Source organism: Bacillus sp. FSL K6-1033, from assembly GCF_038630765.1.
GTDB lineage: Bacteria > Bacillota > Bacilli > Bacillales > Bacillaceae > Bacillus > Bacillus altitudinis.
Window position 1 is genome coordinate 66,504 of the sequence record NZ_CP152041.1, and the last position, 12,443, is coordinate 78,946.

The 12,443-nt window shown below is 42.1% G+C and carries 12 protein-coding genes and 2 tRNA genes; all 14 read left to right on the top strand.

Going from position 1 to position 12,443, the window contains the following annotated elements; all coding sequences use genetic code 11:
• Window positions 1-122: 122 nt before the first annotated feature.
• The 14 genes from spoVT (at window position 123) to tilS (ending at window position 12,434) form a co-directional block, all read left to right on the top strand.
• Window positions 123-659 carry a stage V sporulation protein T gene (gene spoVT, locus MHH31_RS00350; RefSeq protein WP_007496196.1) on the top strand — a complete coding sequence of 179 codons (537 nt, stop codon included), beginning with the start codon at window positions 123-125 and terminating at the stop codon, window positions 657-659.
• Window positions 660-863: 204 nt separating this feature from the next.
• Window positions 864-2,456, top strand: a complete 1,593-nt coding sequence (locus MHH31_RS00355) for a polysaccharide biosynthesis protein (RefSeq protein WP_058337195.1) — start codon at window positions 864-866, stop codon at window positions 2,454-2,456.
• Window position 2,457: 1 nt separating this feature from the next.
• Window positions 2,458-3,942 (top strand): nucleoside triphosphate pyrophosphohydrolase, encoded by a 1,485-nt coding sequence (gene mazG / locus MHH31_RS00360; protein ID WP_058337196.1) that lies wholly within the window; start codon window positions 2,458-2,460, stop codon window positions 3,940-3,942.
• Window positions 3,939-4,199: an RNA-binding S4 domain-containing protein gene (locus tag MHH31_RS00365; RefSeq protein ID WP_008341839.1), complete on the top strand. Its 261-nt coding sequence runs from the start codon at window positions 3,939-3,941 to the stop codon at window positions 4,197-4,199. Before mazG ends, MHH31_RS00365 begins: the two co-directional genes overlap by 4 nt.
• A gap of 74 nt (window positions 4,200-4,273) precedes the next feature.
• Window positions 4,274-4,582, top strand: coding sequence for a sporulation protein YabP (yabP, locus tag MHH31_RS00370; RefSeq protein ID WP_007496190.1), 309 nt, complete (start codon window positions 4,274-4,276; stop codon window positions 4,580-4,582).
• Window positions 4,579-5,217 carry a spore cortex biosynthesis protein YabQ gene (yabQ, locus tag MHH31_RS00375; RefSeq protein ID WP_024719361.1) on the top strand — a complete coding sequence of 213 codons (639 nt, stop codon included), beginning with the start codon at window positions 4,579-4,581 and terminating at the stop codon, window positions 5,215-5,217. Before yabP ends, yabQ begins: the two co-directional genes overlap by 4 nt.
• An 18-nt stretch (window positions 5,218-5,235) precedes the next feature.
• Window positions 5,236-5,610: a septum formation initiator family protein gene (locus tag MHH31_RS00380; protein WP_007496186.1), complete on the top strand. Its 375-nt coding sequence runs from the start codon at window positions 5,236-5,238 to the stop codon at window positions 5,608-5,610.
• An 82-nt stretch (window positions 5,611-5,692) separates the two neighbouring features.
• Complete coding sequence (locus tag MHH31_RS00385; RefSeq protein ID WP_003217901.1) at window positions 5,693-6,091, top strand: S1 domain-containing RNA-binding protein; 399 nt, start codon at window positions 5,693-5,695, stop codon at window positions 6,089-6,091.
• Between the two features lie 179 nt (window positions 6,092-6,270).
• Window positions 6,271-6,344 (top strand) — tRNA-Met (locus tag MHH31_RS00390).
• A 25-nt stretch (window positions 6,345-6,369) separates the two neighbouring features.
• A tRNA-Glu gene (locus MHH31_RS00395) sits at window positions 6,370-6,441 on the top strand.
• Window positions 6,442-6,645: 204 nt separating this feature from the next.
• Entirely contained in the window at window positions 6,646-9,129 is a 2,484-nt protein-coding gene (spoIIE, locus tag MHH31_RS00400; RefSeq protein WP_342495145.1) for a stage II sporulation protein E, read from the top strand.
• Window positions 9,130-9,205: 76 nt separating this feature from the next.
• The gene (locus tag MHH31_RS00405; RefSeq protein ID WP_008341829.1) at window positions 9,206-9,940 is read left to right on the top strand and encodes a VWA domain-containing protein; all 735 of its coding nucleotides are present in this window, start codon (window positions 9,206-9,208) and stop codon (window positions 9,938-9,940) included.
• A complete protein-coding gene (locus MHH31_RS00410; RefSeq protein WP_135009440.1) occupies window positions 9,924-10,934 on the top strand; it encodes a protein kinase in 1,011 nt (336 codons plus the stop codon). Before MHH31_RS00405 ends, MHH31_RS00410 begins: the two co-directional genes overlap by 17 nt.
• A gap of 96 nt (window positions 10,935-11,030) precedes the next feature.
• Complete coding sequence (tilS, locus tag MHH31_RS00415) at window positions 11,031-12,434, top strand: tRNA lysidine(34) synthetase TilS (RefSeq protein WP_039170108.1); 1,404 nt, start codon at window positions 11,031-11,033, stop codon at window positions 12,432-12,434.
• The last annotated feature ends 9 nt before the right edge of the window (window positions 12,435-12,443 follow it).

Here is a 12,443-nt window from a genome sequence, read left to right on the forward strand (position 1 = left end):
GTGTATATTACGTTTGATGTGACAGATACTAATCTCAGGGTCAAGTGGTGAATGTTGCATAAAGTGGACGCTTTTGTTCCATTCACCCAACACATCATCAAACGAAAGAGAGGCAGCAGTGAATGAAAGCAACTGGAATTGTACGCCGCATCGATGATCTAGGTAGAGTGGTTATACCGAAGGAGATTCGCAGAACATTGCGCATCCGGGAAGGAGATCCACTTGAGATTTTTGTCGACCGCGATGGAGAAGTCATTTTGAAGAAGTATTCACCGATTAGTGAGCTAGGAGACTTTGCGAAGGAATATGCTGATGCTTTATTCGACAGTTTGGGTCATTCTATCCTCATCTGTGATCGTGATACGTATATTGCTGTATCCGGCAGTTCAAAAAAAGAGTACTTAAACAAATCCATTAGTGATTTACTTGAACGAACAATGGATCAGCGTAATTCTGTATTAGAGGACAGCAAGAAAGAAATTCAGCTTGTGGATGGTATTGATGATGATGTATCAGCTTATACCATTGCACCTATTGTTGCAAACGGAGATCCAATTGGCGCCGTCGTTTTATTTTCTAAAGAGCGTTCAATGGGAGAAGTGGAGCATAAAGCGGCAGAAACGGCAGCTGGCTTCTTAGCCCGTCAAATGGAACATTAGGTCTAATAATTCTATATCATCTTGATAAAAAGAAAGAATGCCGATGAAATCATCTGATTTTGTCGGCGTTTTTTATATGGGATGAAACAAAATAATGAATGTATCGTCTACTCCTTAGAAAGAAACGGCTTGCCAGTCACATATGATATAATGAGTGCGTTTAAATGCAGGTATATTTTTTGATTGAACATAAAGGAGTCACCCATGAAAAATGCTGTGAATCAGCCGCATTGGCTTTTCCAAGGTGCGGTGATTTTAACCATCGCAGGCTTGTTATCAAAGGTACTGAGTGCCGTATATCGTGTCCCTTTTCAAAATATCATAGGAGACACAGGTTTTTATATTTATCAGCAGGTCTATCCCTTTCTTGGCATTGCGATCATGCTCGGCACCACTGGTTTTCCTGTGATGGTGTCCAAGCTCCTGAGCGAGCATGGTGCGGAGAATCGCCGAATCATTACAAAGGTATCCTTGGTGTATATCACTTTGCTGAGCTTGGTCTTATTTCTTTGTTTATATATAGGAGCAGGCACACTTGCGAATCTCATGGCAGACAGTCAATTAATGCTTCTCATCCAGATGAGTTCGTTTGTGTTTCTATTTCTGCCGCTTACCGTGATGCTGAGGGGTGTTTTTCAGAGTGATGGGCTGATGCTCCCCACTGCGGTCTCTCAATTGGCTGAGCAGCTCATCAGAGTAGGCGTCCTGCTTGTTTTATCTTTCTATTTTGTGAGACATGGCTATTCGCTTTATGAAACAGGAGCGGGTGCGGTGTTCTCTTCTATAGCTGGAAGTGCTGCTTCACTCCTTTTGCTTCTTTTCCTTTGGCTGACCTATCGGAAGCGGTTGTCAGCGAGCAAGACATTAAAACAGGCTACACTGCGGAAAAAAGATGTGCTGAAGAGTTTGGTGCTGTATACATTGACGATTTGTGTGAGTGGATTGCTGATCCTATGGATGCAAATGATCGATGCTTTTCACTTGTATGCGCTACTGCGCAGTGAGGGACTGAGTGAAGCAGCTGCAAAGGCGGCAAAAGGCGTATATGACCGAGGTCAGCCGTTCCTGCAGCTCGGGACGGTGTTTGCAATTAGTATCGGGACGTCTCTTGTTCCGTTTTTGTCGTCGGCCTTAAGAAAAGGGCAGCATGAAGCAATTCGTGAAAAAGTACGTACATCGTTTAAGGCAACATCGGTGCTGGGGATTGGTTCAGCTGTCGGGCTTATATGTATTTTATCGTCTGTAAACATTATGCTTTTTCGTAATGACTTAGGGACAGATGCGCTGCAAATATTTTGCATATCCATTGCCTTTACATCAATGGCGATTACGCAAACCGCTTTACTTCAGGGTCTGGGACATACCGTGTACCCGGCTATTGTGGTCCTGATCAGTGTACTGGTGAAATGGGGGCTGACGCTGGCTCTTGTCCCGTTATTCGGCATTTATGGAGCCGCATGGTCGACTGTTTGTGGGTTTCTCGCCGCCGCTGCGCTCAATGCGGTGTATTTGAAGCATAAAGGGTGGATTTCAATAAGAGAGCTATTCCCAGTGAAAATTCTTTTATCAGCAGCATTCATGGCTGTCGTTTTAATTGGATATCAGGCATTGTTTTCTTGGGTCATTCCCTTTGAGAAACGTCCGTTTTCTGTTTTAGAGAGCCTGACTTCAGTTTTTATTGGTGGTTTCGCCTTTTTATATAGTATTCTTAAGCTAGACGTATTTACGGAAGAGGAATGGAGACTCATTCCATTAGGAGAAAAGATTTTATATTTTAAACAGATGAGAGGGAATTGAAATGGCAGGTAAGATTACAGTCGTTGGTCTTGGGGCAGGCGACATGGATCAGCTGACGCTCGGTGTATATAAGCAGCTGAAGCAGGCGAAAGAAGTATACATGAGAACGCAGGATCATCCACTCACCGCAGAATTGATGCAGGAAGTCCCGTCTCTGACCTTTTTTGATGAGATATATGAAAAGCATGATCAGTTTGATGCAGTGTATGAGGAAATCACAGACATTCTCTTCCGAGAGGCTGAGGAGAAAGATATTGTTTATGCAGTACCAGGTCACCCGTTTGTAGCGGAAAAGACAGTGCAGCTTCTTGTTTCACAACAGAAGGAGCGCGGGGTTGAGGTGTACGTGGCTGGTGGACAAAGCTTTTTGGATGCGACGTTTAATTCCTTACAGATTGACCCAATTGAAGGGCTGCAATTCGTTGACGCAGGGGATATGAGAGCGGATGATCTAAAGTTGACCCAGCATGTGCTGATCTGTCAAGTATATGATCAGATGACAGCCTCGAATGTGAAGCTGACCCTCATGGAAAAGCTACCTGACGATTATGAAGTCTTTATCGTAACGGCAGCTGGAAGCAGTCAGGAACAGATTACAGGTGTTCCTTTATTTGAACTTGATCGAGATGTGTCGATAAATAACTTAACGAGTGTTTATGTGCCTCCAATCCAAGATGAAAAGCTACTCTATCAACAATTTGACACTTTCCGTGAAGTCATTCGTACATTAAGAGGTCCTGGCGGCTGTCCTTGGGATCAAAAACAAACGAATGAGTCGCTCAAACCATATTTAATTGAAGAATGTTATGAGCTGCTGGAAGCCATAGATGAAGACGATCCAGATCATATGGTTGAAGAACTCGGAGATGTACTGCTTCAAGTTTTACTCCATGCTCAAATTGGTGAAGATGATGGTTACTTCTCAATGGATGACGTCATCCAGCATGTCACAGAAAAAATGATTCGACGACATCCGCATGTGTTTGGTGATACGGATGTGTCTGAAGCATCAGATGTCGTCGCCAACTGGGAAAAAATCAAGCAGCAGGAAAAACCGGAGCGTGCAGCATCTATTTTGCAATCCATTCCAACGACTCTTCCAGCTTTAACAAAAGCCTATAAGCTCCAAAAGAAAGCAGCGAAAGTGGGCTTCGATTGGACAGAAGTAGAGGATATTTGGAACAAATACGAAGAGGAAAAGCAGGAATTCCTTGTGGAAGTGGCAGAGAAAACGGATGAAGGTGCAACAAAGCAGATGAAGGATGAATTTGGGGATCTTTTATTTGTTCTCGTCAACATCGGCAGATTTTATCACCTAGAGCCTGAAACCGCCCTCTCTTCTGCAAACACAAAATTTATGCGGCGCTTTCAGCATATTGAACAAAAAGCAAAGGACATAGGGCGTTCACTAGAGGACTTGACCCTAGAAGAAATGGACGATCTGTGGAACGATGCCAAACGCATAGAAAGAGGTGAACATACATGAGACTAGATAAATTCTTAAAAGTGTCTCGTTTAATCAAAAGAAGAACATTGGCAAAAGAAGTAGCCGATCAAGGGAGAATTTCCATTAATGGCACTCAGGCGAAAGCCAGCTCTGACGTGAAAGAAGGAGACGAGCTTCAAATCCGCTTCGGCCAAAAGCTTGTGACCGTTCAAGTCAACGAGTTAAAAGACACAACGAAAAAAGAAGAAGCTGCTGGCATGTATACCGTGCTAAAAGAAGAGAAAACAGCAGAGTAGGGCTTGTTCTAAATGTCCCGCCTGTCACATACAATGCAGTAACAATGCAAGTATGAGATATGGGGGATGTATAAATGAATCAATATTATAATCAACCTCAAGGCACGAAGTTGTCATCAGAAGCCGAGCATCATGTCACAATGCGCAACAGAAAGCATTTAGATATTACCGGGGTCAAACAAGTCGAGAGCTTTGATAATGAAGAATTTCTGCTTGAGACTGTCATGGGAGTCCTCGCCATTCGCGGAGAAAATCTGCAAATGAAAAACTTAGATGTAGAAAAGGGCGTTGTGTCCATTAAAGGGCGTGTCTTTGACTTAATCTATGTAGATGAGCAGCACGGGGAGAAAGCTAAAGGATTTTTTAGCAAGCTGTTTAAATGACACTGACGGTCCAGTTTTATACGATGCTTTCGATGGCGGCGATGGGCATCTGGCTGGGCGCATCGCTGGATACGTACAAGCTGTTTGTGAACCGTGAAAAAACAGCAAAATGGCTGCTGGTCATTCACGACCTCCTTTTTTGGGTGGTGCAGGGTCTCTTATTCTTTTATGTCCTGCTGCTGACCAATGAGGGAGAATTCAGGCTTTATATTTTTCTAGCTGTTGCTTTAGGTTTCTCGATGTACCAGGCATTGATGAAACAGCTGTATATGAACATCCTCAAGTTTGTAATGAGGTGTATTTATCAGACTGTTCTCGTCCTGAAAAGGCTGATCATGTCGATGGTTTTCCAGCCCATTCGCTGGATCGTTGGTTTGATCATAAGTGCTCTTCTGTTCTTGTTCCACTCGCTCTTACGCCTTGTTCGTTTTGCGTTTCGACTCGTGTGGAAGGTGCTGTATATTGTTTGTTATCCGCTTATTTGGTTACTTAATGTAACCATTATTCATCGAATTCCCGAAAAATGGCGAACATCAATGAGGTTGTTTTTCTCAAAAGGAGCAGGAATTTTACAAGGGATCAAGAAAGTATCTCGTACCATGAAAACGAAATGGAAACAATTCTGGACAAAGTAAGAGAGGAGGCCTTCATCCTTGAACGAGAGAAAAAGAAATATCGCACAAATTCAAAATGATTATCAAAAACAAATGGAACAGCAAGCGCAGCGCCTAAAACGCAAACGCCGGGGACTCCTTAGAAGGCTTACCGTGTTTGGAGTCATTGTGCTCATGTTTGCTGTTTTGGTAACAAGTGCCCTCTGGTCGCAATCGTCTGCATTGAAAGAAAAAGAAGAGAAGAAGGTTGCGCTTGAAAAAGAATTGAAGCAATTACAAACAAAGCAGGAAGATATTTCTGATGAAATTAAAAAGCTGAAAAGCAAGGAATACGTACTCGAACTGGCACGACGGGACTATTATATGTCCAAAAAAGGCGAAAAAATCTTTGATGTGGGCAATAAGAGCGATTAGCCTTGTTGACACTTAAAATTCAGTTTATGTATAATTGAACAAATGAGATTTTTTTATAAGTCTAAGGAGGAGCACTTTTTTTATGTCGATTGAAGTTGGCAGCAAGTTACAAGGGAAAGTTACGGGCATTACAAATTTTGGAGCTTTTGTGGAGTTGCCAGGCGGTTCAACTGGTCTCGTTCATATCAGTGAGGTAGCCGATAACTATGTAAAAGATATTAATGAGCATTTAAAAGTCGGTGAACAAGTTGAAGTGAAAGTGATTAACGTTGAAAAAGACGGTAAAATCGGCTTGTCCATTAAAAAAGCAAAAGATCGTCCTCAACAACAACAATCAAGACCGAGCAGAAATGATTTCCGTCCGAAGGAATCGTTTGAGCAAAAAATGAACAAATTCTTAAAAGATAGTGAAGACCGCTTAACATCTTTAAAACGTAACACGGAATCAAAACGTGGGGGACGCGGAGCAAGAAGAGGTTAACTTGTTGCTGCTTTCTATATATCTTTCACAACAAAGCACCTGCTGTTTAGCGGGTGCTTTTTTTCAATACAAATTCAACGTTTTTTGTGATTTCGCCATTTAATTTAAAACTTTCTATTGACGGACAAGCGAATCCTTTGTATTATAGTTCTTGTGCTTCTTAGCGCATTTTATATTATGGCGGTGTAGCTCAGCTGGCTAGAGCGTACGGTTCATACCCGTGAGGTCGGGGGTTCGATCCCCTCCGCCGCTATCCTTTTAAAAAGAACAATAAGCAAGGCCCGTTGGTCAAGCGGTTAAGACACCGCCCTTTCACGGCGGTAACACGGGTTCGAATCCCGTACGGGTCATCTTCAAAACAGCTTTCTATAGGAAAGCTGTTTTTTTTGTGCTTTCGTAAAATTCTGATGAAAGACATCGACTTTCAAGAAAGTATGCCTTTTTGGCAAATAAAGCGTCGAACGTTTTATGGAAACGACAACTTCTTTTGACAAAATTTCTTTTTCACCTTCGCTATAATGACAAGCAACGAATATCAGGTGGGGGATGAAAAGATGGAAAAACTAGAAAGAAGAACTGATTTAACGGGAGCCGGGTTTGAAAGAATCAGTGCAGGGTTAAAAAAGATGAAAAACCTGTTTCTTCATCATACGCATTCTCTTTTTTTCTATAAAGGGTTTATTTATGTTGTTCTGGGCTTTTTATTGGGACGAGCCTTTATCTTATCTGAAATTATGCCGTTTGCATTGCCTTTCTTTGGGTCCATGGTGCTCATTAAAAGGGATAAAGCCATGCTTGCTTGTCTTGCTTTACTTGCTGGAGCGATGACGATATCACCTCAAAATGCATTATTCGTGTTTGCGTCATTGATCGTGTTCCTTCTCATGTCAAAGGTCGTTTCATTCATCATCAAAGACCCAGTGAAAACATTACCGGTTGTGATTGTGCTCTCAATGCTGATGACAAGGGGAGCTTTTGTATACCTCGAGCAGGGTGCGGTTCAAAGCTATGACTATGTGATGGCAGGGGTTGAAGCTGGACTTGCCTTCATTTTGACACTGATTTTTCTTCAAAGTTTGCCGATATTTACAGTCAGGAAAATCAAACACTCTTTAAAGGTTGAAGAAATTATTTGCTTTATGATATTAATCGCTTCAGTTTTAACAGGTCTGGCTGGGATCACATTTCAAGGAATGCAGGCAGAGCATATTTTGTCACGATATGTAGTGCTGAGCTTTGCCTTTATTGGAGGAGCGAGTATTGGTTGTACAGTGGGTGTTGTAACTGGATTAATTCTTGGTCTCGCCAACATCGGCAACCTTTATCAGATGAGTCTGCTTGCCTTTTCGGGCTTATTAGGCGGATTATTAAAAGAGGGGAAAAAAGCAGGAGCAGCCATCGGCTTGATTGTGGGTTCTTTACTAATCTCCCTCTACGGTGAAGGGTCAGCAGGGCTAATGACAACGCTATATGAATCACTCATCGCAGTTGCACTGTTTTTGCTCACGCCACAGTCAGTAACGTCCAAGGTGGCAAAATATATTCCTGGTACGGTAGAGCATGTACAGGAACAGCAGCAATATGCCAGAAAAGTACGAGACGTGACAGCAAAAAAGGTAGATCAATTCTCTAATGTATTTCATGCGCTGTCTGAGAGTTTTGCGACATTTTACGAATCCATTCCTGAGGAGAAGAAGCAGGAAGAGGATGTAGATCTTTTTTTAAGTACGATCACAGAACGTTCCTGTCAAACGTGCTATAAGAAAAATAAATGCTGGGTGCAGAACTTTGATACAACCTATGAACTCATGAAACAAGTTATGCATGAATCTGATGAAAAAACGTACGAGCATAACCGGAAGTTGAAAAAGAAATTCAGTCAGCACTGCTCAAAATCAAAGCATGTAGAAGAATTGATTGAAGAGGAGATAGCTTACTATAAAGCAAATCAGACCTTAAAGAAAAAGGTCCAAGACAGCAGGCGCCTTGTGGCCGAACAACTTATGGGTGTCTCACAAGTCATGGAGGATTTTTCCCGGGAAATAAAACGAGAAAGAGAGCAGCATTTTATTCAGGAAGAGCAGATGATAGAAGCACTTCAGAACTTTGGAATTGAAATTCAGCAAGTTGAAATTTATAGCTTAGAACAGGGAAATGTTGATATAGAGATGAGAATTCCCTATTGCCAAGGTCATGGGGAATGCGAAAAAATCATCGCTCCAATGCTCTCGGATATTTTAGAAGAACAAGTTTTAGTCAAAGCAGAGCAGTGTGCGGATCATCCAACAGGTTATTGTCATGTTGTATTCGGTTCTGCAAAATCGTATCGAGTGTCTACAGGTGTAGCACATGCAGCGAAAGGCGGAGGATTAGTATCTGGAGACAGCTACAGCATGATGGAGCTGGGTGCAGGTAAATATGCCGCAGCTATTAGTGATGGGATGGGAAATGGAGCAAGAGCCCATTTTGAAAGCAATGAAACGATCAAGCTGTTAGAAAAAATCTTGGCGTCTGGTATTGATGAAAAAGTAGCGATTAAAACGATTAATAGCATTTTATCTTTACGGACAACAGATGAAGTCTATTCCACATTAGACTTATCTATCATTGATTTACAGGATGCGAGCTGTAAGTTCCTCAAGATTGGCTCCACCCCAAGTTTTATTAAACGTGGTGATCAAGTGATGAAGGTACAGGCCAGCAACTTGCCTATTGGCATTATTGATGAATTTGAAGTAGAAGTGGTGAGTGAACAGATGAAGGCAGGAGATCTCCTTATCATGATGAGCGACGGTATCTTTGAAGGACCAAAGCATATCGAAAATCATGATTTGTGGGTCAAACGAAAAATGAAGAGCTTTAAAACAGAAGATCCGCAAGAGATTGCTGATTTATTAATGGAGGAGGTCATTCGCACAAGAGCAGGTCAAATCGATGACGATATGACGGTTGTCGTTATTAGGCTCGACCACAATACACCAAAATGGGCATCCATTCCGACCGGTACATTCTATCTCCAGAAACAAGAGATTTCTTGAAATATCGTATAATATGAATTTCTTCTGGCGATGATGGGGATATAAGCATTCAGTTACAATCCCAGGAGGAATGAAGATGCGAAAAGGTCACGTAAACCAAATCTTACTGATTACAGATGGCTGCTCAAATCATGGGGAAGACCCACTTGCGATTGCCGCATTGGCAAAGGAGCAAGGAATCACAGTCAATGTCATTGGCATTATGGAAGAGAACAGACACGATCATGAAGCGATGAAAGAAGTAGAGGGGATTGCTCTAGCAGGCGGAGGCATTCATCAGGTTGTCTACGTTCAGCAATTGTCTCAAACCGTACAAATGGTTACAAAAAAGGCGATGACGCAAACGTTACAAGGTGTTGTGAATAAAGAATTGCAGCAAATTCTTGGCAAAGATACTGAAATTGAAGAACTTCCCCCAGATAAGCGTGGAGAAGTGATGGAAGTTGTGGACGAGCTCGGTGAGACTGTTCATCTTCAAGTGCTTGTGCTTGTGGATACGAGTGCAAGTATGAAACCGAAGTTGCCAACGGTCAAAGAAGCACTCATCGATCTCTCTATTAGTCTAAATTCGAGAATTGGTGAAAATCAGTTTGGGATGTGTGTATTTCCCGGGAAAAACTCAGATGCAGAAATTGTGTTGAACTGGACGCCACGGTTCGATTCGTTATCATCGATTTTCCCGAAGCTGACAACAGGAGGAATTACACCGACAGGACCAGCAATTCGAGAAGCACTCCAGCATTTCAAATCAGTTCGTTCACGAAAAGGGCTGCTTGAAGCGAAGGAAGAACATGATGAATTCGGCTTCTAACATCCCATTAGGTACAATGATAAAAGGAAAGTGGCATCATCAACATTACCGCATTGTAAAAGAGCTGGGAAAAGGGGCGAACGGTGTGGTTTATCTGGCCGAATCGCCAAAGGGACAAGTGGCCCTTAAAGTGAGTGATGACAGTATGCTCATTGCATCTGAAGTCAATGTATTAAAATCCTTTTCAAAGGCTCCTGTGAAAACCATGGGGCCTTCTTTTTATGATATGGATGATGCTCTTTATCCTGGAATGTCAGAGAAACGGTCGTTTTATGTCATGGAGTATGTCAGAGGTCCATTGCTGCTTGAATTTGTGAAACAAAAAGGCGATGAATGGATCGTCGTTCTCATGATTCAACTGTTGTCTAACCTTGCTCACTTACATAAGGAAGGCTGGATCTTCGGTGACTTGAAGCCTGATAATCTCATCGTTTCAGGACCCCCAGCTACGATTCGATGTATTGATGTTGGAGGAACAACGAAGGCAGGAAGGGCGATTAAGGAATACACCGAGTTTTTTGACCGCGGCTACTGGGGCTTCGGTACAAGAAAAGCAGAACCTTCTTATGATCTATTTGCCTTAAGTATGGTCATGGTGAACTGTGCCTATAAAAAAGAATTTAAAAAAGGGGCAGAACCAGAAAAGCAGCTTTATCGAGCGATTGAAGGACATCCTTTATTAAAGCGATATGAGAGGGTGTTAAAAGCGGCTCTCCAAGGCAAATATCAATCAGCGGCAGACATGAAAAGCGCGATGTTGAAAGAAGGACAATTGCTTGCTTCAAGAAAATCACGACAGAAGAAGCCATCACAGCCAAATAGGCAAAAGCCAGCTGTTCCCCAACATCAACAGGCCGCACCTTCACGATCAAGAGCTGCTGCTGCGAAAAGAACATCAGTACGCAAAAAATCAGGCGGTCTTTTTGAAACCATTCTCATCTTATGCAGTGTGCTCGCTCTTTACTGTGCCTATGTGGTTTTATTCCTATTATAGAGCTGTAAAAAAGCAGGCTTCTTCTTTGCTTGGAGCTAATGAAAGTGATAGGATATGTATATCTTTAAATTACCTGCTCTTTGTGAGGAGGAAGTTGTGAATAGAATTGAATCTTTTTTGAAAAAACATGATGTTTTCCTTGAAAATACGACAGTCATTGTCGGGGTTTCTGGCGGACCAGATTCTATGCTCTTGCTGCATGAACTAAACAAACGTCGAAAAGGTTCCTTTCAGCTGATTGCAGCCCATGTAGATCACATGTTCAGAGGAGAAGAATCCTTTGCTGATTTGGCATTTGTTGAAGCGTACTGTAAAGAGCATGAGATCCTTTTTGAATCGGCTCGTATACAGGTCACCCAATATGCAAAAGAAAACCGCTTAAACAAACAGGCAGCTGCAAGAGAGTGCAGATATGCTTTCTTTCGTCAATTGATGGAACAGTACAACGCTCAATTTATAGCGCTTGCACATCATGGAGACGATCAAGTAGAAACAATGGTGATGAGGCTGACAAGAGGGACTGTTGGAATAGGACTCGCAGGTATGCAAGCAAAGCGCCCTTTTCAAGAAGGGTGGCTGATTCGTCCGCTGATTGGATATTCTAAGGATGATGTACTCACTGCTTGCGAAAAAGAACAAGTTCCTTATGTCATTGATCAAAGCAATCACACCGATGATTACTTGAGAAACCGGATCAGAAGACACGTTCTTCCCGTGTTAAAAGAAGAGGCACCTCATGTGCATGAAAGCTTTCAGTTTGTAAGTGACATGCTGACTGAGGATGAGCAGTACTTGCAGGCATTAACAAAGGATCAAATGCATCAAGTCATTACGAATCAAACGCCTAAGCAAATTGAGATCAAAACGAAGCCTTTGCTTGACCTGCCTTTGCCTTTACAAAGAAGAGGCATTCAACTAATATTAAACTATCTTTATGAAAACACTCAATCAGCGTTTTCAAACCAGCATATTCTAGGGACTTTGGACTGGTTATCTCATACTGATCAACCGTCTGGATCATTAGATTTGCCAAAAGGTTTACAAGCTGTCAAATCTTATGATCACTGTATGTTTACCTTTGAACGATCGCTTGTCATAGATCAGTCATATACTCATCATTTAAGAGGTGAGCTTGGCGAGGAACTTTTTCTCCCGAATGGACAGTCTATCTTGGTATCAAATCATGTTCCGGAGGATGCACGGAACGGAAACCATTTTTTCTTGCTTCAAAAAGATCATGTTCGTCTTCCTTTGATCATTCGCTCACGAAAAAACGGTGATCGAATCAAACTTAAAGGGATGAATGGATCAAAAAAGGTGAAAGATATATTTATTGATAAAAAAGTGCCTCTTGCAGAAAGAGACAGCTGGCCGATCGTCACTGACTCGGATCATCAAATCATCTGGATCCCAGGTCTGAAAAAATCCGTTTTTGAAGAAATTGATATGACAAACAGCGATCTCATTGTATTACAATATAGACAGCACGAAAATTTGTAGGGGGCAAGC